Genomic DNA, 19,830 nt, shown 5'->3' with positions numbered 1-19,830 from the left:
CTATATTGATGCGCATGAAACATAGGGGCGGGGGCGCGATGCGTCCGATACAAGGGATAGGTGCGTTGCTGCTGATGGCATGCAGCGGCGCTGCCATGGCATTGGGGTTGGGCGACATCCGGGTGTTGTCCAAGCCCGGGCAGCCGCTGGTGGCCGAGATTCCGGTCATCTCCAACGAGCCGGGCGAGCTCGACAAGGCGCGCGTTGCGCTGGCATCGGCCACCACGTTCGCGCGGGTCGGTCTGGAACGTCCGCGAGGCCTGGTCAGCAATCTGCAGTTCCAGTTCGCGCAGGACGCGCGCGGGCGTGCGGTGATCCGCGTGACCAGCAGCCAGGTGGTCGACCAGCCGGCGATCAACTTCCTGATCGAAGTCGAATGGGGCCAGGGCCGGCTGGTGCGCGAATATTCCGCATTGGTGGACACGCCCAACACCGCTGCCGCAATCGCCGAGCCGGCCATCGAAGCGCCGCGCGCCGGTGCCAGCAACGCCATTGCGCGCGAGCCGGCGGTCGCGCCGCGCGCCGACCGCGCCGCACAAGACAACCCCAGAGCCGAACCTGCGACGCGTGCAACCGCCACTGCGTCGGCGGCGTCTGCCACGCCGGCCGGCGATGCATTACCGGCAGTGCGCTCGGGTCAAACCTTGTCGGAGATCGCCGCGGTGGTGGCGCGTTCCAGCGGACATTCGCTGGACCAGACCATGCTGGCCTTGCTGCGCACCAATCCGGACGCCTTCATCAACGGCAACATCAACCGCCTGAAGCAGGGTGCAGTGCTGCGTACCCCGCAGGAAGACACGCTGGCGCAGGTCGGCGCCGCCGAAGCCGCGGTGATGGTGCGCGAGCAGGCCACCCAATGGCGGCAGGCGCGTTCGGCAGTGCCGCAACCGGCCGAAGCCGGCGCCACCGCCGCTGCAACGCCATCGCCCGCAGCGCCTGCCGCTGCGGCCGGTGCCGGTGCGCGGCTCGAAATCGCCCCTGCAGTGGCGAGTCAGACCAACACCGCCGGCGCCACGTCCGGTACCAGTGCCGAAGGCGAGGGCGAGATGGCGGCCAATCAACAGTTGCAACAGGCCAAGGAAGACATCGCCACCCGCGATGCGGAATTGCAGGATCTGCGCACCCGCGTGGCCGACCTGGAAAAGCTCAAGCAGCAACAGCAAGCGCTGATCGCGATGAAGGACACCGATCTGGCGGCCGCGCAGAAGCGTCTGTCGGAAACGCCGGCGGCTGCGCAACAGGGCGGCGGTTTCCCGTTGTGGTTGATCGGCGGGCTGGTGTTGATCGTCGTTGCGGTGGTGGCGTGGCTGGCCGCGCGTCGTCGCAAGCCTTCGCCGCTGCCGCCGTTGCCACGCCGGCAGTTCGACTTCGTGCCGCCTGGCGCACCGGGGCGGGCCGCCGAGCCGCAAGAAGAACACGCCACCGAGCCCAGCGAACGCGACGTGGTGCACGAGAGCGAATTCGAACAGGCCGACCTGCGCGACGACGAGCGCTCCCATGAAGTGCAACAACCTTTATCCGGGGTGCTGCGTCGCGAGCCGCTACTGGCCGAGCCGGCTGCTGCGCCAGTGGTGCTCAATAGCGACGATTGGCGCGCGCTGCGGGCCGCGCCACCGGTGCTAGCGGCCGAGCCGCAGCACACCGCGCCCGTTGACGAGCCCTCGCCGTACCCGGCGCCCGACGCGTTGCAGCCGAGCCACGCAGACCTCGCACCCACGCCGAGCGAAGATCCTTCTGCTGCTCCACCCGCATCAGTATCCACGCAGAACAGCCTGGATTTCGACTACGCGCCTGCAGCGCCGGTTGCTGCGCCCAGCACCTCGGCCAGCCGGGAATTCGCCTCGGCCGGACGCGATCGTCTGGAACTGGCGGTGGCCTACATGGACCTGGGCGACAAGGACACCGCGCGCGGCCTGCTGCTGGAAGTCGCCGCCACTGGCGATGAGGCCACCCGCGCCGAAGCCGCCGAGCTGCTGGAACGTCTGGCATGAGCCCGGCCATCGACCGCCTCGCTCCGCACGAAAACGCCGCACGCGAGCGTCGGATCGACTACCTGGAATTCGCCTCGGTCGACCCGGACGCCAGCCGCGCGTTTTTCGAAACGGTGTTCGGCTGGCAATTCCAGGCCTATGGGCCGGATTACCTGGCCTTCAACGACGGCCGCCTGGACGGTGGCTTCTACCGGGCAGTTGCACCAGTGCCGGCCGAAGGTGGCCCGTTGGTGGTGCTGTATGCCGACGACCTGGCGCCGGTCCTCGGCCGCGTGCAGGCTGCCGGCGGGGAGATCGTCAAGCCGGTGTTCGGCTTCCCCGGCGGCAGCCGCTTTCATTTCCGCGAGCCCGGCGGCACCACGCTGGCCGTGTGGTCCGAACGCAGCCTCGCATCCAACGACTGACCACACGGCTGCGCGCCGGCTGCACGCGCGTCGCCGCTGCTCGGCATCGCAGCGGGCTGCTCGTACACTTGCGTTTCTCCGCAGCGGCGGGGGCGTGCCGACCGGCGCCTGCGATGGCGTGGCCGGCACGGCCGGTGCGCGGATTTCATCGATTCACAGACAGGCAGGTACCGATGCGTTACGCGCTGGGCGTGGAGTACGACGGCAGCGAGTTTCAGGGCTGGCAGCAATTGGGCGAGCATGGCGGGCCGAGCGTGCAGGCGAGCCTGCAGGCGGCGTTGTCCTCGGTTGCCGATGCGCCGGTGCAGGTGGTCTGCGCCGGGCGGACCGACGCGGGCGTGCATGGCGAATGCCAGGTGGTGCATTTCGACAGCGATGCGCGCCGCGAACCGCGTGGCTGGATGCTGGGCACCACCGCGCGGCTGCCACCGGCGATCGCGGTGCGCTGGTGCGTGCCGGCGGCAGAGGATTTCCACGCGCGTTTTTCCGCGCGCGCGCGTCGTTATCGCTATCGCCTGCTCAATCGGCAGATTCGCCCGGCGCTGTACCGGCAGACCTTGAGTTGGGAGCGTCGCCCGCTCGATGCCGATGCCATGCATGCGGCAGCGCAGGCCTTGCTGGGCGAGAACGACTTCAGCGCGTTCCGTAGCGTGCAGTGCCAGGCCTTGCACGCGCGCCGTAACCTGCAGGCCATTCACGTGCAGCGCATCGGCGAAGTGGTGGAGGTGCAGGTCCAGGCCAATGCATTCCTTCATCACATGGTGCGGAATATTGTGGGCTCGCTGATTTTGGTCGGAACCGGCGAGCAGCCGGCTGACTGGGTCGCGACGTTGCTCGCTGGGCGCGACCGCACAGTTGCCGGGCCGACAGCGCCGCCACAAGGTCTGGTATTTATCGGGCCTCTGTATCCTGCAGAGTGGCATCTGCCTGCTGAGGTGACCCAATGAATCGATCGCTGTACCGCACCCGTATCAAGTTCTGTGGCATGACCCGCGCCGGCGATATCCGGCTGGCCGGCGAGCTGGGTGTGGACGCGGTAGGTTTCATTTTTGCGCATGGCAGTCCGCGGCGCGTGGCACCGGCCGAGGCGCGCGCCATGCGCCAGGCGACCGCCCCGATGGTCGATGTGGTGGCGTTGTTCCGCAACAACTCCAAGGAAGAAGTGCGCGAAGTGGTGCGCACCGTGCGCCCGACCTTGCTGCAATTCCACGGCGAAGAAGACGACGCCTTCTGCCGCAGCTTCAATCTGCCGTATCTCAAGGCAGTGCCGATGGGCAACACCGGGGTGAATGGCGAAGATGCCAATGCGCGCACCCTGCAATTGGCTTACCCGAATACCGCCGGTTTCCTGTTCGACAGCCATGCGCCGGGAGCGGGCGGCGGCACCGGCAAGACCTTCGATTGGTCACGTTTGCCCACTGGACTGCATCGCCCGTTTCTGCTGGCCGGCGGCATCAACGCCGACAACGTGTTCGACGCCATCGTGGCCACCTTGCCCTGGGGGGTGGATGTCTCCAGCGGTGTGGAGCTGGCGCCCGGCATCAAGGACGGGCACAAGATGCGCAAGTTCGTCGAAGAAGTGCGGCGGGCGGATTGTCACGAGATGTCGTGAGTTTCGGGAATTGGGAATCGTGATTGGGGAATCGGAGCTCGCTGCTCGCTCCGTTGCTGTAGAAGGCTCTATACCGCCATAAATTGTTCTTGATTGCTCGTTTTCCCGGCTACCAATTACTCATCCGTTTGTTCCTAAAATGCCGCGTTTGCTTATGGCTGCGCTGGCACGCGCGCAGTGTCCGGAGCCTGCGTCGGCAATTGATCTTCGGCCAGTGCACCACGTAACCAGCCCGCCAGCCGCTCGATGCGTGGGTCAGGGTTGCGCTTTGCGGCGCACAGCACCCAGCGGCCGTGGGTGGCAGTGAATCCCCATGGCGCCAGCAGACGCCCGGCCGCCAGATCCGCCGCCACCAGCGGCTGCGGTGCGATCGCGATCCCCAGGCCCGCAGCAGCGGCCTCCAGCAGATACACCAGGTGTTCGAATTCCGTACCGAAGCGCAAGGTCTCGGGTGCCAGACCATGCGCCTGCGCCCATTCCGGCCAGGCCTGCGGGCGCGAGCGGGTATGCAGCAGGGCGTGATCGCCCAGCGTGGCCGGTGCGTTGCTGTCGATCCGCAATGTCGCTGCCAACTGCGGGCTCAGCACCGGGCCGATCCATTCCACGCCCAGCGCATGCACCTGCCACTCGCTTGGCCACGGCGGGGTGTCCAGCAACAGGGCGGCATCCAGGCCGTCCAGATCCGGGCCGGGTGCCTGTTCGCTGGCTGACAGGTGCAGGCGCAGGTCCGGCAGGTCGTGCTGCAGCAGGCCCAGGCGCGGGATGACCCAGCGCGCCAGCAGGCTGCCGGAACACCCCAGCACCAGCGGCGACTCGGCGGCCGGGCGCTGCAGCGCCGCCCAGGTCTGGCCGATGACCCCGAAGCCTTCGCCGGTGGCATCGCGCAGGCGGACGCCGGCCGCGGTCAACACCAGGCCGCGGCCTTGGCGGGCGAACAGCGCGGTGCCCAGCACCTGTTCAAGCGAACGCACGTGCCGGCTGATGGCGCCGTGGGTCACATGCAGTTCCTGGGCGGCGCGGCTGACGCTTTGCAGGCGCGCGGCAGATTCGAACGCGCGCAGTGCCGCCAGCGGGGGAAGTGAAACACTCATGTGTGATTCCAGGTCACAGGTTGCGGCAATCTTATCGATTTATCGCACCCCGCGGCTGCGCTAAAGTAGCGCCTCTCGTATGACACATCGCTGCAGAGGATTCCCATGTCGGCCCAGCCCATCAGTGACTTTCACGCCTATCCGGATGCTGCCGGCCACTTCGGCAAGTTCGGCGGCCGGTTCGTCGCCGAAACCTTGATCGGCCCGCTGCAGGAACTGGCGGCCGCCTACGACCAGGCGCGCCAGGATCCGAGTTTCATCGCCGAGTACGACAAGGACCTCAAGCATTACGTCGGCCGGCCCAGCCCGATCTACCACGCCGAGCGGCTCAGCCGCGAAGTGGGCGGGGCGCAGATCCTGCTCAAGCGCGAAGACCTGAACCACACCGGCGCGCACAAGATCAACAACACCATCGGCCAGGCGCTGTTGGCCAGCCGCATGGGCAAGACCCGCATCATCGCCGAGACCGGCGCCGGCCAGCACGGCGTGGCCAGCGCCACGGTCGCAGCGCGCCTGGGCCTGGAATGCGTGGTCTACATGGGCGCCACCGATATCGAGCGGCAGAAGATCAACGTCTACCGCATGAAGCTGCTGGGCGCGACGGTGATCCCGGTGACCTCCGGCTCGGCCACGCTCAAGGACGCGCTCAACGAAGCGATGCGCGACTGGGTGACCAATGTGCGCGACACCTTCTACATCATCGGTACCGTGGCCGGGCCCGACCCGTATCCGCGCATGGTGCGCGACTTCAATGCGATCGTCGGACGCGAAGCGCGCGAACAGATGCTGCAGGACTACGGCCGGCTGCCGGATGCGATCAGCGCCTGCGTCGGCGGCGGCAGCAATGCGATCGGCCTGTTCCATGCCTTCCTCAACGACCCCGGCGTGAAGATCTACGGCGCCGAAGCGGCCGGCGACGGCATCGCCACCGGTCGCCACGCGGCATCGATCGCCGCCGGGCGCCCCGGCGTGCTGCACGGCAACCGCACCTACGTGATCTGCGACGACGACGGCCAGATCACCGAAACCCACTCGATCTCCGCCGGCCTGGATTACCCCGGCGTGGGCCCGGAGCATTCGTTCCTGTCCGACAGCGGCCGTGCGGTGTATCAGGGCATCACCGACGACGAGGCGATGGCCGCCTTCCATCTGCTGGCGCATACCGAAGGCATTCTGGCGGCGCTCGAGTCCAGCCATGCGGTGGCGCAGTCGATCAAGCTGGCGCGCGAGCTGCCCAAGGACGCGCTGGTGCTGTGCAATCTGTCCGGGCGTGGCGACAAGGACGTGCACACCATCGCCGCGCGCGAAGGGCTGGCGCTGTGATCGAACGGCGCATGCGCAGCCTGGTCGGTGGCTTCATGCTGCTGTCTGCGTCTGCGCTGGCCGTCGCCGCGGCGGCGCCCGCGCTGGATCGCAGTGGCCCGGTGCGCGTGGGCCAGCGCTTTGCCGAGCTTGCGCCGCAAGCGGCCTGGAAGCGCTTCAATTCCGGCCCGATCGAACACTGCGACTACGTGGAGGCGGGGCTGCTTCCCGCCGGCGTGTCGATGATGCTGCAGGACGGGCGCGTCGTCCGCTTCGACGTCACCGACGCCGGAACGCTTGGTCCGTTCGGCATCGCCATCGGCGATAGCGAAGCTGCGGCGCGTGCGCGTCTGCCGGCAGGCTATCGCGCCGAACCGCATCACGACGGCGACGCTGGCGGCAACGATCGTTATTTGACTTGGTGCGACCCGCACAGCGGGTTCGCGGTTCGCTATGAAACGGGAGAAGGCAGCGTGAGAGCGATGTATTGGGGAACCTGGGACGCCGTGCAGTTGGTGGAGGGGGGCGCATGAGCCGTCTGCCCGGCCGCATCGCCGCGCGGTTTGACGCGCTACGCCACTCCGGCCGCAAGGCACTCATTCCCTTCATCACCGCTGGCGACCCCTCGCTGGAAGCCACGGTGCCGGTGATGCATGCGCTGGTGCGTGCCGGTGCCGATGTGATCGAACTGGGCGTGCCGTTCTCCGACCCCATGGCCGACGGACCCACCATCCAGCGCAGCTCCGAGCGCGCGCTGGGCCGCGGTGCCGGCCTGGCCTATGTGCTGGAAGCGGTGCACGAGTTCCGTCGCGAAGACGCCACTACCCCGGTGGTGTTGATGGGCTACCTCAACCCGATCGAGATCCACGGCACGCGGCGGTTTGCCGAAGCCGCCGTCGCCGCCGGCGTGGACGGCCTGCTGCTGGTCGACCTGCCGCCCGAAGAGGCGGACGAAACCCGCCACATCTTCAGCGAGGTCGGGCTGGCGCTGATTGCGCTGGCATCGCCGACCACCAGCGAGCAGCGCCTGGACATGTTGTGCAGCACGGCGCAGGGCTACCTTTACTACGTCAGCTTTGCCGGCGTCACCGGCGCCTCCAACCTGCTCGACACCCATGCCGCCAGCGACCGCCTGCGTCAGTTGCGCCAGCGTGCCGGCGCACCGGTGGTGGCCGGCTTCGGCATCAAGGACGCCTCCAGCGCCAAGGCCATGGCCGTGGATGCCGACGGCGTGGTGGTAGGCAGCGCCCTGGTCGCGGCCCTGGCCGAAGCCGACGACGTCCGCAGTGCGCGCGAGCGCGCGGAGGCGTTCCTGGCCCCGTTACGCCAGGCGCTGGATCACCCCTGAGACCAGATCAAGGGTTCTCTCGCGTGGATGCATGTGGCTACGCCGGCACCCTCATCCGCCCCTGCGTGGCAGCTTCTCCCCCGCATAGAAGGACGATGTCCGATGAGAGACGCAATCAAAGCCCCTCTCCTGCGGGAGAGCAACTGTCTTGATCAACTGGCGGCGCTAGCCGCCAGTTGATCTCGCATCTTGGCGTTGAGGATGACCAATAATTTGCGCATCGCCGCCACGAGGGCGACCTTGCCCGCTTTGCCCTGCGTGCGTAGCCGCTGGTAAAACTCGCGCAGGGCCGGGTTGAAGCGCACCGCCACCAGCGCCGCCATGTACAGCACTTGCCGCACGCAGGCGCGTCCTCCCCAGATGCTGCGGGCACCGCGCAACGTGCCGCTGTCGCGTGCCAGCGGCGCCACCCCGACCAGTTTGGCGATCGCCTTGCCGGTGAGACGGCCCAGCTCGGGCAGCTGCGCCGCCAAGGTCGCGACCAGCACCGGGCCGACGCCCTTGACCTGGACCAGCACCTCCAGCTCGGCTCGTGCAGCCACCTGTTGGGCGATGCGCGCATCTAGCTCCGCCAGCTCTTTTTGCCATTGCCGCACGCCGGCCTGCGCCCGCTTGCGCAGCCACACATCGGTCAGTTGAGACAGCCGCTGGCGCTCCTGCTGCACCGTCGCCAACACCTGCGTGCGGCGCTGCTGGTACTCGCGCAGCTGACGGCGCCAGCCTTCCAGCGGCTGGTAGGGCGTGAGTGATACCACCATCGCCATCTGCGCCAGCACACGCGCATCCAATGTGTCGGTCTTGGCCAGTTGGCCGATGGCCTTGGCAAAGTCACGCGCCTGGCGAGGGTTCACACGCGCCACCGGCAGGCCGGCCACATGCAGCGCATCCAGCGCTGCCAGTTCGTAGCCGCCCGTGGCCTCCAGCACCACCTGGTGCAGCTCCATGTGTCCCAGCCAGCTGCGCAGCTGGCGCAGACCTGCCGCCGTGTTGGGGAAGCGCCGTTCGCCTTTGCAGCCATGCACATGCACATCCAACCACTGCTTGCTGACATCGATACCTACGCCGTATGCCATGGAAAAACTCCGCTATGCTCCAAGGGTCGAGAGCTCTCCTGGGCTGCCCAGCCTGATCGTTACGAGTGCCAACTCCAGCAACTGTTCGGGCGTTTGCCAGGAGATCCCGGCGTGGCGACCTCGCTCTCCCGCGGTTGTTTAGACCTGTGGGTTATCGGTCGACCACGCCGGCTCTCGACACCTAATCTGGCAGATCGCCAAGAGATAAGGGGTTGGGGTGAGGGTACGGGCGAAGCCGCGTCGTGCTGAGCGAACGTGTCGACGGCCATGGAACAAGCAGCGCCCCACAGCAAGCCAACCTGCTTCACATCGCTCAACAGCCTGCACCACAACGCTGTGCCACAACGGCAACCTGCCATGTCCGGCGCGCGCTGCACCACCCTGGGGCGCTGCGTTAGACTGTCGCCCCTCTGCGGCCCGCTAGGCCGCCCTGCATGGATTGTCATACACGCATGAGCTGGCTCAGCAAATTGATGCCCTCCGGCATCCGCACCGAGAACACCCCGGCCAAGAAGCGCAGCGTCCCCGAGGGGCTGTGGGAAAAGTGCAGCAACTGCGGTAGCGCGCTGTACGGCCCGGAGCTCGAAGAAAACCTCGAGGTGTGCCCGAAGTGCGACCACCACATGGCGATCCGCGCCCGCGCGCGCCTGAACTCGCTGTTCGACCCGGAGACCGCGACCACCGAAATCGCCGCCCAGCTCGGGCCGGTGGACGTGCTCAAGTTCAAGGACCAGAAGCGCTACGGCGAGCGCATCAAGGCCAGCCAGAAGGCCAGCGGCGAATACGACGCGCTGATCGCCATGCGCGGCACGCTCAAGGGCAACCCGCTGGTTGCCGCCGCATTCGACTTCGCCTTCATGGGCGGCTCGATGGGCTCGGTGGTCGGCGAGCGCTTTGCGCGCGCGGCCGAAGTGGCGCTGGAAGTGGGCTGCCCGTTCGTGTGCTTCTCCGCCAGCGGCGGGGCGCGCATGCAGGAAGGGCTGTTCTCGTTGATGCAGATGGCCAAGACCTCCGCGGCGCTCGGCCGCCTGCGCGAAGCCGGCCTGCCGTACATCTCGGTGCTGACCCATCCCACCACCGGTGGCGTCTCGGCCTCGTTCGCGATGCTGGGCGATATCAACATCGCCGAGCCGCATGCGTTGATCGGCTTTGCCGGCCCGCGCGTGATCGAGCAGACCGTGCGCGAGACGTTGCCGGAAGGCTTCCAGCGCTCCGAGTTCCTGCTCGATCACGGCGCCATCGACCAGATCTGCGACCGCCGCGACATGCGCGACCGCATCGCCGATCTCACCGCGATGATGATGCGCCAGCCGCATCCGCAGGAGGCGGTGGCGTGAGGGTGATGGTGATGCTGGCGGGACCCGGGACCGGGGACCGGGGACCCGGGAAAAGCGCGGCCTGGCACAGACCGCTTCGCCGCTGCGTCTGCTCCTCCCGGATCCCGGGTCCCCGGTCCCCGGTCCCGGCTCCATGAGCGCTCGCAAATATTTCGGCACCGACGGCATTCGCGGTCGGGTCGGGCAGGGCGTGATTTCGGCCGATTTCGTGCTGCGCCTGGGCAATGCGCTCGGCCGCGTGCTCACCCAGGGCCGCAGCAAGCGCCCGTTGGTGCTGATCGGCAAGGACACCCGCATTTCCGGCTACATGTTCGAAGCGGCGCTGGAAGCCGGCCTGGTCGCCGCTGGTGCCGACGTGCAGCTGATCGGCCCGATGCCGACCCCGGCCATCGCGTTCCTGACCAACACACTGCGCGCCGACGCGGGCGTGGTCATCAGCGCTTCGCACAATCCGCATTACGACAACGGCATCAAGTTCTTCTCCGCCGAAGGCGAGAAGCTCGACGACGCCACGGAAGCGGCGATCGAAGCGGCACTGGACGAGCCATTCCATACCGTGGAATCCGAGCGTCTGGGCAAGGCCATCCGCACCCGCGATGCGATCGGCCGCTACATCGAATTCTGCAAGGCCAGCGTGGCGCGTGGCTTCACCCTGCACGGCCTGAAGATGGTACTGGACTGCGCGCACGGCGCCACCTATCACATTGCACCGATGCTGTTCCGTGAGCTGGGCGCCGAGGTGGTTGTCATCGGTGCCGCGCCGGATGGGCTCAACATCAATGCCGGCGTCGGCTCGACGCATATCGACAATCTCGCCGCCAAGGTGCGCGAGAGCGGTGCGCATCTGGGCATCGCCTTCGATGGCGACGGCGACCGCGTGCTGATGGCCGACGACCAGGGCAACCCGGTCGATGGCGACGATCTGCTGTATGTGCTTGCCCGCTCCTGGCAGGCCAGTGGCCGGCTCACCGGCACCGTGGTCGGCACCTTGATGACCAACTACGGCCTGGAACAGGCGCTGGCGGCGCTGAACATCCCGTTCCAGCGTGCCAAGGTCGGCGACCGCTATGTGCATCAGGCGCTGGTCGAAGGCCGCGGGACGCTGGGTGGCGAAACCTCCGGCCATCTGCTGTGCCTGGACCGCGCCACCACCGGCGATGGCATCGTCAGTGCGTTGCAGGTGCTCGAAGCGCTGAGCCGCGATGGCCACAGCCTGCGCCAGGCGCTCGGCAGCCTGAGCAAGGTGCCGCAGAAGACCGTCAACGTGCGCCTGGACGGCGGCGCGGCCAAGGCCATCGTGGAAGCGGCCAACGTGCAGCAGGCGTTGCAGCAGGCGCAAGCCGCTGTCCAGGGTCGCGGCCGCGCGTTTCTGCGCCCGTCCGGCACCGAGCCGGTGGTGCGCGTGACCGTGGAAGCCGACGACGCCGGCCTGATGCAGGACACACTCGACCGACTCTCAGGTGCGGTGCGTGACGCGGCGTGAGTCAATCGTCATTGGCGTCTGCGTGGTCATCGCCAAGGCTGCGACGTTCTACCTGTTGTATCGCCTGCTGATCTGAGCGGCGGGCTTTCTCTCGACCTTTTCGACTTCGACTGCAGACATCCGTATGAGCGCGCGCATCCCCACCCTGGACATCACCCGTTTCGACACCGACCGCGACGCCTTCGTCGCCGAGATCGGAGCGGCCTATCGGCAGTGGGGCTTTGCCGGCATCCGCAATCACGGCATCGCCCAGGCCGACATCGATGCCGCCTACGAGGTGTTCAAGGCGTTCTTCGCGTTGCCGGAAGAGGTCAAGCGCCGCTATCACGTGGAAGGCAGCGGCGGCGCGCGCGGCTACACCGCGTTCGGTGTGGAAACCGCCAAGGATTCCAAGCACTTCGACTTGAAGGAGTTCTGGCATATCGGTCGCGAGATCCCGGACGACTCGCCGTACCGTGCGGTGATGGCGCCGAATCTGTGGCCCAGCGAAGTGCCGGGTTTCCGCGAGCGCGGCTATCAGCTGTATCAGCAGCTCGATCAACTCGGTTCGCGCGTGCTGTCGGCGCTGGCGCTGCATATCGGCCTGCCGCAGGACTATTTCGTCGACAAGACCAACAACGGCAACTCGATCCTGCGGCCGATCCACTACCCGCCGATCACCAGCGACGACATCCCCAACGTGCGTGCCGGTGCGCATGGCGACATCAACTTCATCACCCTGCTGGTCGGCGCCAGTGCGGCCGGCCTGGAAGTGCGCTCCAACGACGGCGAGTGGGTGCCGTTCACGGCGGATGCCGACACCATCGTGGTCAATATCGGCGACATGCTGCAACGCCTCACCAACCACGTGTATCCGTCCACCATCCACCGCGTGGTCAATCCTCCGGGCGAGCAGGCGCGCCAGCCACGCTATTCGGTGCCGTTCTTCCTGCACCCCAATCCGGATTTCCTCATCGACGTGTTGCCGTCGTGTATCACCGCCGACAACCCCAGCCGTTATCCTGCGCCGATCACGGCGCATGGCTTCCTGGAAGAGCGCCTACGCGAGATCAAGCTGAAGTAATCCAGTGCGTAATGGGGCGCGTTGCGCGCAGCGAATAGCCGCGCTCGCAACAACGGTGGTGACAATTGCCACACAACCACTCATGAAATTCCGCTCGCGTCTGGTTAAAGCTTGCGTTCACTCGCGCCGATAACCCAGTCTGATCTCTAGCGCGACGTCGGACTCGCCTGGCGCCCGCTGCCGATTGCACGAGGTGGGGGCGCGTACGGATGCGGTGGTTCAAACGAGTAAGTGTGACGTGCGTACTGCTGGCGTATGCAGCCGCAGGGCCAGTGACGGCCGCGTCGGTCGGCGTGACCGTCGCCGATGCCGGTGGGGTGCTGGTCGATGCGGTCGTGAGCCTGGAGCCGGCGCGGCCTGCTGCGCCGCCGGGTGCAGCCAAGACCGTGGAAATGGATCAGGTCAACTCGCAGTTCGTGCCTGCGGTGCTGGCGGTGCGCGCCGGCACCCTGGTGCGCTTTCCGAACAACGACCAGATCCGCCATCAGGTCTATTCGTTCTCTCCGGCCAAACGCTTCGAATTGCCGCTGTTCCAAGGCACTACCGCGACGCCGGTCCGGTTCGATCAGGCTGGCCTGGTGACCGTGGGCTGCAATATCCACGACTGGATGCTCGGGTACATCGTGGTGCTGGAGACGCCGTATTTCGGCAAGAGCGGCAGCGATGGTCGCGCCCAGATCGAGGCGCCTGCGGGCAATTACACGCTGCGCGTCTGGCATCCGCGCATCAAGGGCGCCGCGAGCAGCGAGCCACTGGTGATCGCGCGCGATGCCGTGCAGCGCCGCGTCACCTTGCAGACCACTGGCGCCGCACCCGCCGTGGCACCGCCGGATGCGCGCGTGCGCGCGCTGCAGGACAAGTTCCGCAACGCCGACCCGAAAAAGCCGCGCCCATGAAGGCCATGCGCCTGCATACCCGCATCGCCGCCTTGCTGGTCCTGGTCGTGCTTGCCACCCAGGCGCTGACGTTCATTGCCGTGCAGCTGGCGACCGAACGCAGCGTCAAGGCGCAGCTTGGCGAAGATCTGGAGATCGGCGAGCGGGTCTGGCAACGCATCAACGTGCGTCGCGACGAACAGTTGCTGCAGTCGGCATCGGTACTGGCCGACGACTTCGGCTTCCGCGCCGCCGTGGCCAGTGGCGACGTGCCCACCATGCAATCGGCCTTGCGCAATCATGCCGCGCGCATGTCGGCACAGACTGCATTGCTGCTGTCGCCGGATGGCGAATTTTTGACCGGCCTGGCCGATCTGCCGCAGGCCGAACAATTGCGTGCGGTGCAGGCGTTGCTGCAACAGGCCCAGCGCGACGGACACGCAGTGGGGGTGGTGGCACTCGATGAGCACATCGTGCGGCTTGCGGTGGTGCAGGTGCTGGCGCCTAGTGCACTGAATCCGAGGAATCGGATGTGATGCGTCGAGTTGGATCAGCGAAGGTCCATTTCAGCGGTTTTGGGTTTTTGTTGTACTGGCGGATGTAGCGCATGAGCTTCTTATCGAGGTCTTTGACTGAGGAGAAAACCCCGCGTGTGATGACATCACGCTGGATGCGGGCGAACCAGTTCTCGACCTGGTTCAGCCATGACGAGTAGGTGGGGGTGTAGTGCATATGAACGCGGGGGTACTCGGCCAGGAACGCATGCACGAGCGGCGTCTTGTGGCTGCTGACGTTATCGCAGATGACATGGATGTCCCGGCCGTTGGACTGACTGGCGACAACCTCTTCGAGGAAGGTCACGAACTGCTCGCTGGTGTGACGAGCTGCCGTTTTGCCCAGCACTTCGCCAGTGCCCGTATTGAGCGCGGCGAACAGGCTCAGTGTGCCATTACGCTTGTATTCGAATCCGTGGCTTTGCGCGCGTCCGGGTGCCAATGCAAGCATCCGGTCCTTGCGGTCCAGCGCCTGGATCGCGGTCTTTTCGTCCACGCAGAAGACCACCGCGTGCGCAGGCGGGTCCAGGTACAGGCCGATCACGTCTGCGGCCTTGGTCTCAAACTCCGGGTCGTTGGAGACCATGTGGGTGTCCAACCGATGCGGACGCACGCCGTGTTTGCGCCAAATGCGCTGGACGGCCGAGAACGACACATTGCCCAGCTCGGCAGCCAGCTTGCGACTGCTCCAGTGCGTCGAACCGTCTTTGGGCTTGTGCTTGAGCGTGCGGTTGAGCACACGCGCTTCCAGCTTGGCCGTCGGTATCTTCGGCGCACGCCCAGGATGCACCGACACCAGCCCGGCCAGTCCTTGCGCCTCAAACGCCGCCGTCCACTTCGAGACGAATGCGTCGTTGCAGGCAAGCTTAGTGCGTATGTGGACTCGACGTTCTCCATCGCTCCAAAGCACAACACACCGCGCGCGGCGCACCAAAGCGGCGTTGCCGTGACGCTTGCGCATCACCGCCTCCAATTCAGCACGCTGTTGGATCGTCAGCTTCGTTCTTTGCATGACACACTAACTGGGGATCATGCATCCGATTTCAATGATTCAGTGGACTAGCCGGGTCGGCTGGATCGCGATCGGCAACGAATCCGGCGATAGCCTGGCGCAGGATTTCCGCAGCACCACCGGGCTGGATGCCACCTTTTTTACCGACGGCCCACCAATGCGCGTGCTGGCCTCCACCCTGGAGGCGCCGGCGCGCGCCGAGTTTGCGCAACAACTGCCCGCAGCCGAGAAAGTGCAGGCGGCATCGATCCCGTTGACGCTGGGCGAGTCGCGCTATCTGATCAGGTTGCAATCGATCCAGGGCGACAGCCACGTGCGGGTGGCCTTGCAGGCATCGCTGGATCGCGCCGTTGCGCCGTATCGCATCCTCAAACTGCGCATCCTGCTGCTCGCCGGCCTGGCAACCGTGGCTGCGCTGGGCGTGGCGATCTTCTTGGCGCGCAGCGTGAGCAAGCCGGTCGCGCAACTGGTGCAGGCCGCACGGCGCATCCAGCGCGGCGATTACGACACCGCGGTGCAGGTGCCGCCCGGCCGCGAACTGGCCGAGCTGGCCGACAGCTTCGGACACATGCAGCACCAGATCGCCAGTCGCGAGCAGCACATCCTGCATCAGGCGCGGCACGACGCCTTGACCGGCTTGCCCAACCGCATCTGGTTACTGGAGCGGTTGAAGGAGGTGGTGGAACAGACCGTGGCCTCCGGCGGTACCGCCGCGGTGCTGATCCTGGATCTGGAGCGCTTCAAGGAACTCAACGACAGCCTGGGCCACGACTTTGCCGACCAGGTGCTGGTGGAAGCCGGGTGCCGGCTCGTCGATGTCGTACAAGAGCCCAACCTGGTCGGCCGGCTGGGTAGCGATGAATTCATGGTGGTCGTTGCCCAAGCCGATGCAGCCAGCGTGCAGCAGGATGCGCAGCGCCTGCTGCAGCAGCTGCGCCGCCCATTGGTATTGCCGCAGGCGCGCATCCAGCTCGAAGCCAGCATCGGCATCGCCTTGATTCCCGAGCATGGCGCCGACCCGGATACCTTGTTGCGCCGCGCCGATATCGCACGCAGGCAGGTTGGCACCACAACCACCATCGGTGCCAGCGTGTACCGCATGGGCCAGGACGAGCAGCATCTGCGGCGTCTGCGCCTCACCGGCGATCTGCGTCAGGCCATCGGCGGCAACGAGCTCACCTTGCGCTTCCAGCCCAAGATCTGTCTGCGCAGCGATCAGGTGGAACAGGTCGAAGTGCTGGTGCGCTGGCATCACCCGGTACTCGGGCCGATCGGCCCGGACGAATTCATCCCGCTCGCCGAACACTCCGGCGTGATCTATCCGCTCAGCCGGTACGTGCTGGATGAGGCGCTGCGCTGCCAGGCGCAGTGGCGCAAGCAGGGGCTGGAGCTGGGCATGGCGATCAACCTGTCTGCGCTCGATCTGTCCGACCCCGGCTTGCCCGACTTCGTGCGTGGCCGCCTGGAGCACCACGCCGTGCCGGCGCACTCGGTCACGCTGGAATTGACCGAAAGTGCCTTGATGCGCGATGTGGAATTTGCGCTGCATATGCTGCATCAGTTGCGCAGCGTGGGCGTGCGTTTGTCCATCGACGACTTCGGCACCGGCTATTCCTCGTTGGCCCAACTCAAGCGCATGCCGGTGAACGAATTGAAGATCGACAAGAGTTTCGTCATGCAGTTGGCTGAAGGCACCGACGATGCCTTTATCGTCCGCAGCACGATCGATCTGGGGCATAACCTGGGCCTGAGCGTGATCGCCGAAGGCGTGGAAAACACAACGGCACTGGCGCTGTTGCGCGGCTATGGCTGCGACATGGTGCAGGGCTATCTGTACTCGCCGCCACTGGAAGAAGCGCCGCTGGTGGCGTGGTGCATGCGCCAACTCGGCATGACCTCGACGGCACACGCAGGCGTGCAGCAATGAGCCCGGGTTGGCGTGTCGTATTGAGCGCTGCGGCAGTTGCTGGCGCGTTCGCGCCATTGCACGCAATGGCCGGCGACGGCCGTCTGCTCGCCACTGGCGGCGTCTCGATGATCGAAGGCAGCAGCGGCGGCGGCATCGTGCCGTCGGCCACGTTGTCCGGCTATGGCACGCGCGACGAACTCGGCACGATTGTCTTTGCCACGCATGTGGATAGCGGCGACTACCGGCTCGATGTGCAGGGCGCTGCGCTGACGGTGGGCAACCGGCTGGAGTTGTCGCTGGCCCGCCAGCGTCTGGACCTGGGCACGCTGCAGGATCGCCTGGCATTGCCGTGGAATGCGCTCGGCCAGGATGTCTTTGGCGCCAAGCTGCGCGTGTATGGCGACCTGGTCTACGGGCGCGGACCGCAGGTCAGTGTGGGCGTGCAATACAAACGCCTGCGCGACGGCAGCTTGCCGTTGGCGATCGGTGCGCGCGACGATCACGGTACCGACGTCTACATCAGTGCTAGCCGCTTGCTGCTGCAGGGCGCGGGCGGGTATCAACTGTTGCTCAACGGCACAGTGCGCGCCACGCGCGCCAACCAGACCGGCCTGCTCGGTTTCGGTGGCGACCGCCGCAACAGCTATCGTCTGGTTCCCGAAGTCAGCGCCGCCGTCGTGCTGTCGCCGTCCTGGGCGGTGGGTGTGGAATATCGGGGCAAACCGGACAACCTCGGCTTCGCGCGCGAGCAGGCGTGGGCAGATGCATTCGTTGCCTGGTTCCCCAGCAAGCACGTCTCGCTGACTGCTGCCTGGGCCGATCTTGGCGATATCGCCACGCTGACCGACCAGCGCGGCCCTTATCTCTCCCTGCAGGTGGCGTTCTGATGAACCGATGGCTGCGCTGGTCCTTGCTGTGCATGCTGGGCCTGACAGGCGCCTGCGCCACCACCCAGCCGCGCCAGACGCTATACGACGAACTGGGCGGGCAGGCCGGCATCGAAGCCCTGGTGGAAACCATGCTCTCGCGCATCGCCGACGACCAGCGCATCGTCGACACATTCGCACGCGTCAATATCGTCATGCTCAACGAGCGCCTGATACAGAAGTTTTGCCACATCGCCGACGGTCCCTGCCCGGACACCGTCAAATCGATGCAGCAGGCGCACGCGCACCTGTCCATCCGCGAAGGCGACTTCAACGCCCTGGTCGAAGATCTGAACTGGGCAATGGACCAGCGCAAGATTCCGCGTCGCACCCAGAACCGCTTGTTGGCACGGCTGGCCACGATGCACGGAGAGATCGTCAATCACTGAGTGGCATCAAACGAGTGCGGTGCTGCGCGTTGCCTGGCAATCATGGCCAACTCAACCGGGGTTGCCGAGGACGTATGACTCGGGGCGGGCATGAATCGGACTTTTAACGGAGTCGGCAGCGAAGGAATAAATGCCTGCCGTCAGGATCGCCGCGATCCCCAGTTGGACGACGAGTGCCCTTCTGCTGATTTGTTGAAAAGCCAATGCGCAATAAGCCAGGCAATAGAGGGGGAGAAAAAATCGAGTCTCGATTGCGCCAGGAATGATGGCAATGCAAGGCGCGAGCAAGGTCAAGGTGTGTAGCATCCTGGCACTCACTGACGCTTGGGATGACGCAAAAAAGATCGCCTTTCCCAACTGAGTGATGCCAAAGGTGACGATGATGAGAAAAAGGACCGAGCGTGGATTTTTATCGGCTGATGGTTGCTTTGTATAAACTTCTCCATCCCTGGCATCGAGCGCTGAGGCGATGTGGCGCAAATAGATTTGAGCGAAAGTGACTGGGTGGTTCGCCATCATCGTCAATATCTTCGTGAAAGACTGGTTGGCGATAAATCCGCCATTCTTCTGCAGTACCGCCGCGCCGCGCTTGTTGGCGTAAAAGGTCGGAGTTGCCTTTCCGGTGCCGGGGTCAATGTAGGTCTCATACCTGTCAACGACCATGCCCCAAGTCAGCTGCCTGGCAAAAAGTGATGCGCCGCGGACATCGGTCACCAAAAGCGGCGACACAGTGGCATGGTGTGTGTAGTTGATTGCCATCTGCGGCAAAGCGCTCAGCAGCGAGCCCGCTAAAAAGATCGTGAGCGCAGCAGCCCTGCGCTGAATGTCCTTGGCAAAAAACGTTGTGACAACGATAGCGAGGGCAATGAATGAAAACAGATAGATGGTTCTGATGTTGTATGTCAGATAGCAGATCGCTCCCGCTGCGAACAACCCATAGAATGACTTTGACCTGATCGACTTCACCGTGATGTACAGGGCCAGTGCCATCAATCCAAGTGATGGTGCATCGCTCAGGGGATAGGAAATCAACCCTGGGAATACTGATGCAATCAAGATCGATGGGATGAGTCTGCTTGCTGTAGAGAGCTTTGCGCCAAATATCGACCTGTAGAGATTCGGGATTAATATGGAAAATGCGTAGGCATATCCGATCGATTGCCCTATTTTTAGAAATAGTAGCCCTGCCGGCTGTGAGTGATCGAAGACAAGCCTGAAAGGGGTCAGCAGGAGCGGGTAGGCGTAGCCCCTGATTGTTTGCGGGAAGGTGCCGTCGATGATCGCTGAGCTTAGTGCCCAGTAAGCGCCAGCATCGCCTGTAAATTCCCTCGCATCAATGATCAGTTGGACTGTGAAAAGAATTGCTGCAGCAACAATGAATGGAAGTGCCTGTGAATCATTGCGTGTTGCCGCTGGTGCATGCACTGGTGCGGTGTCGAAACTGGTCATTGTTTTTGGTCT

The 19,830-nt window shown here is 65.3% G+C and carries 17 protein-coding genes and 2 pseudogenes; 15 read left to right on the top strand and 4 right to left on the bottom strand.

The annotated features are described in order from the left end of the window. Window positions 1–38 precede the first annotated feature (38 nt). The 4 genes from M3O59_RS13055 (at window position 39) to M3O59_RS13040 (ending at window position 4,007) form a co-directional block, all read left to right on the top strand. Window positions 39–1,991, top strand: a complete 1,953-nt coding sequence (locus tag M3O59_RS13055) for a type IV pilus assembly protein FimV (RefSeq protein ID WP_457853302.1) — start codon at window positions 39–41, stop codon at window positions 1,989–1,991. Continuing rightward, on the top strand, window positions 1,988–2,395 hold the full coding sequence (locus tag M3O59_RS13050) for a VOC family protein (RefSeq protein ID WP_116906384.1): 408 nt from the start codon (window positions 1,988–1,990) through the stop codon (window positions 2,393–2,395). Before M3O59_RS13055 ends, M3O59_RS13050 begins: the two co-directional genes overlap by 4 nt. Window positions 2,396–2,568: 173 nt before the next feature. Then, window positions 2,569–3,342, top strand: a complete 774-nt coding sequence (gene truA / locus M3O59_RS13045) for a tRNA pseudouridine(38-40) synthase TruA (protein ID WP_064634124.1) — start codon at window positions 2,569–2,571, stop codon at window positions 3,340–3,342. Next, entirely contained in the window at window positions 3,339–4,007 is a 669-nt protein-coding gene (locus M3O59_RS13040; RefSeq protein WP_249047027.1) for a phosphoribosylanthranilate isomerase, read from the top strand. Before truA ends, M3O59_RS13040 begins: the two co-directional genes overlap by 4 nt. Before the next feature lie 152 nt (window positions 4,008–4,159). Here M3O59_RS13040 and M3O59_RS13035 read toward each other — a convergent pair whose 3' ends face one another. Next, a complete protein-coding gene (locus tag M3O59_RS13035) occupies window positions 4,160–5,098 on the bottom strand; it encodes a LysR family transcriptional regulator (protein ID WP_249047028.1) in 939 nt (312 codons plus the stop codon). 105 nt (window positions 5,099–5,203) lie between these two features. Here M3O59_RS13035 and trpB point away from each other — a divergent pair, with 105 nt between their 5' ends. From trpB to trpA, 3 genes are read left to right on the top strand one after another with little or no spacing between them, the layout of a single operon-like run. Beyond that, complete coding sequence (gene trpB, locus M3O59_RS13030; protein WP_116906386.1) at window positions 5,204–6,421, top strand: tryptophan synthase subunit beta; 1,218 nt, start codon at window positions 5,204–5,206, stop codon at window positions 6,419–6,421. Continuing rightward, window positions 6,418–6,933: a hypothetical protein gene (locus M3O59_RS13025; protein ID WP_249047029.1), complete on the top strand. Its 516-nt coding sequence runs from the start codon at window positions 6,418–6,420 to the stop codon at window positions 6,931–6,933. Before trpB ends, M3O59_RS13025 begins: the two co-directional genes overlap by 4 nt. Beyond that, window positions 6,930–7,748 carry a tryptophan synthase subunit alpha gene (trpA, locus tag M3O59_RS13020; RefSeq protein WP_116906388.1) on the top strand — a complete coding sequence of 273 codons (819 nt, stop codon included), beginning with the start codon at window positions 6,930–6,932 and terminating at the stop codon, window positions 7,746–7,748. Before M3O59_RS13025 ends, trpA begins: the two co-directional genes overlap by 4 nt. Before the next feature lie 152 nt (window positions 7,749–7,900). Here trpA and M3O59_RS13015 read toward each other — a convergent pair whose 3' ends face one another. Then, complete coding sequence (locus M3O59_RS13015; RefSeq protein WP_373418974.1) at window positions 7,901–8,821, bottom strand: IS110 family RNA-guided transposase; 921 nt, start codon at window positions 8,819–8,821, stop codon at window positions 7,901–7,903. 452 nt (window positions 8,822–9,273) lie between these two features. Between M3O59_RS13015 and accD the strand changes: the two genes are divergently transcribed. The 5 genes and pseudogenes from accD to M3O59_RS12990 all read left to right on the top strand — a co-directional run. Continuing rightward, on the top strand, window positions 9,274–10,158 hold the full coding sequence (gene accD / locus M3O59_RS13010) for an acetyl-CoA carboxylase, carboxyltransferase subunit beta (protein WP_064633818.1): 885 nt from the start codon (window positions 9,274–9,276) through the stop codon (window positions 10,156–10,158). A gap of 133 nt (window positions 10,159–10,291) precedes the next feature. Continuing rightward, window positions 10,292–11,641 carry a phosphoglucosamine mutase gene (gene glmM / locus M3O59_RS13005; RefSeq protein ID WP_116907000.1) on the top strand — a complete coding sequence of 450 codons (1,350 nt, stop codon included), beginning with the start codon at window positions 10,292–10,294 and terminating at the stop codon, window positions 11,639–11,641. Window positions 11,642–11,765: 124 nt separating this feature from the next. After that, the gene (locus M3O59_RS13000) at window positions 11,766–12,704 is read left to right on the top strand and encodes an isopenicillin N synthase family dioxygenase (protein WP_064633822.1); all 939 of its coding nucleotides are present in this window, start codon (window positions 11,766–11,768) and stop codon (window positions 12,702–12,704) included. Window positions 12,705–12,937: 233 nt separating this feature from the next. After that, on the top strand, window positions 12,938–13,600 hold the full coding sequence (locus tag M3O59_RS12995) for a methylamine utilization protein (protein ID WP_372367097.1): 663 nt from the start codon (window positions 12,938–12,940) through the stop codon (window positions 13,598–13,600). Continuing rightward, window positions 13,597–14,088: pseudogene (locus M3O59_RS12990) on the top strand (sensor histidine kinase N-terminal domain-containing protein); the annotation flags it as partial. The gene M3O59_RS12995 and the pseudogene M3O59_RS12990, both read left to right, overlap by 4 nt. Here M3O59_RS12990 and M3O59_RS12985 read toward each other — a convergent pair. Then, entirely contained in the window at window positions 14,084–15,094 is a 1,011-nt protein-coding gene (locus M3O59_RS12985; protein ID WP_082925906.1) for an IS630 family transposase, read from the bottom strand. The pseudogene M3O59_RS12990 and the gene M3O59_RS12985 overlap by 5 nt on opposite strands. Window positions 15,095–15,194: 100 nt before the next feature. Between M3O59_RS12985 and M3O59_RS12980 the strand changes: the two are divergent. From M3O59_RS12980 to M3O59_RS12970, 3 genes and pseudogenes are all read left to right on the top strand, one after another. Further along, a pseudogene (locus tag M3O59_RS12980) lies at window positions 15,195–17,072 on the top strand (putative bifunctional diguanylate cyclase/phosphodiesterase); the annotation flags it as partial. Beyond that, the gene (locus M3O59_RS12975; protein ID WP_116906559.1) at window positions 17,069–17,941 is read left to right on the top strand and encodes a DUF3034 family protein; all 873 of its coding nucleotides are present in this window, start codon (window positions 17,069–17,071) and stop codon (window positions 17,939–17,941) included. The pseudogene M3O59_RS12980 and the gene M3O59_RS12975, both read left to right, overlap by 4 nt. Beyond that, window positions 17,941–18,369, top strand: coding sequence for a group I truncated hemoglobin (locus tag M3O59_RS12970; protein ID WP_116906560.1), 429 nt, complete (start codon window positions 17,941–17,943; stop codon window positions 18,367–18,369). The genes M3O59_RS12975 and M3O59_RS12970 overlap by 1 nt, the downstream gene beginning before the upstream one ends. 51 nt (window positions 18,370–18,420) lie before the next feature. On the opposite strand, the gene M3O59_RS12965 is transcribed toward M3O59_RS12970, so the two are convergent. Next, window positions 18,421–19,818 (bottom strand): hypothetical protein, encoded by a 1,398-nt coding sequence (locus tag M3O59_RS12965; RefSeq protein WP_116906561.1) that lies wholly within the window; start codon window positions 19,816–19,818, stop codon window positions 18,421–18,423. Window positions 19,819–19,830: the final 12 nt, after the last annotated feature.

It is taken from the genome of Xanthomonas nasturtii (assembly GCF_023337365.3).
GTDB lineage: Bacteria > Pseudomonadota > Gammaproteobacteria > Xanthomonadales > Xanthomonadaceae > Xanthomonas > Xanthomonas nasturtii.
Note: the sequence above shows the minus strand (reverse complement) of the source record. Positions and strands in the feature narration are given on the sequence as shown.

Bases quoted from the DNA above. Each gene is read 5' to 3' on its own strand.
- M3O59_RS13055 (WP_457853302.1), top strand. From the start codon at position 39: ATGCGTCCGATACAAGGGATAGGTGCGTTGCTGCTGATGGCATGCAGC.
- M3O59_RS13050 (WP_116906384.1), top strand. From the start codon at position 1,988: ATGAGCCCGGCCATCGACCGCCTCGCTCCGCACGAAAACGCCGCACGC.
- truA (WP_064634124.1), top strand. From the start codon at position 2,569: ATGCGTTACGCGCTGGGCGTGGAGTACGACGGCAGCGAGTTTCAGGGC.
- M3O59_RS13040 (WP_249047027.1), top strand. From the start codon at position 3,339: ATGAATCGATCGCTGTACCGCACCCGTATCAAGTTCTGTGGCATGACC.
- M3O59_RS13035 (WP_249047028.1), bottom strand. From the start codon at position 5,098: ATGAGTGTTTCACTTCCCCCGCTGGCGGCACTGCGCGCGTTCGAATCT.
- trpB (WP_116906386.1), top strand. From the start codon at position 5,204: ATGTCGGCCCAGCCCATCAGTGACTTTCACGCCTATCCGGATGCTGCC.
- trpA (WP_116906388.1), top strand. From the start codon at position 6,930: ATGAGCCGTCTGCCCGGCCGCATCGCCGCGCGGTTTGACGCGCTACGC.
- M3O59_RS13015 (WP_373418974.1), bottom strand. From the start codon at position 8,821: ATGGCATACGGCGTAGGTATCGATGTCAGCAAGCAGTGGTTGGATGTG.
- accD (WP_064633818.1), top strand. From the start codon at position 9,274: ATGAGCTGGCTCAGCAAATTGATGCCCTCCGGCATCCGCACCGAGAAC.
- glmM (WP_116907000.1), top strand. From the start codon at position 10,292: ATGAGCGCTCGCAAATATTTCGGCACCGACGGCATTCGCGGTCGGGTC.
- M3O59_RS13000 (WP_064633822.1), top strand. From the start codon at position 11,766: ATGAGCGCGCGCATCCCCACCCTGGACATCACCCGTTTCGACACCGAC.
- M3O59_RS12985 (WP_082925906.1), bottom strand. From the start codon at position 15,094: ATGCGCAAGCGTCACGGCAACGCCGCTTTGGTGCGCCGCGCGCGGTGT.
- M3O59_RS12975 (WP_116906559.1), top strand. From the start codon at position 17,069: ATGAGCCCGGGTTGGCGTGTCGTATTGAGCGCTGCGGCAGTTGCTGGC.
- M3O59_RS12970 (WP_116906560.1), top strand. From the start codon at position 17,941: ATGAACCGATGGCTGCGCTGGTCCTTGCTGTGCATGCTGGGCCTGACA.
- M3O59_RS12965 (WP_116906561.1), bottom strand. From the start codon at position 19,818: ATGACCAGTTTCGACACCGCACCAGTGCATGCACCAGCGGCAACACGC.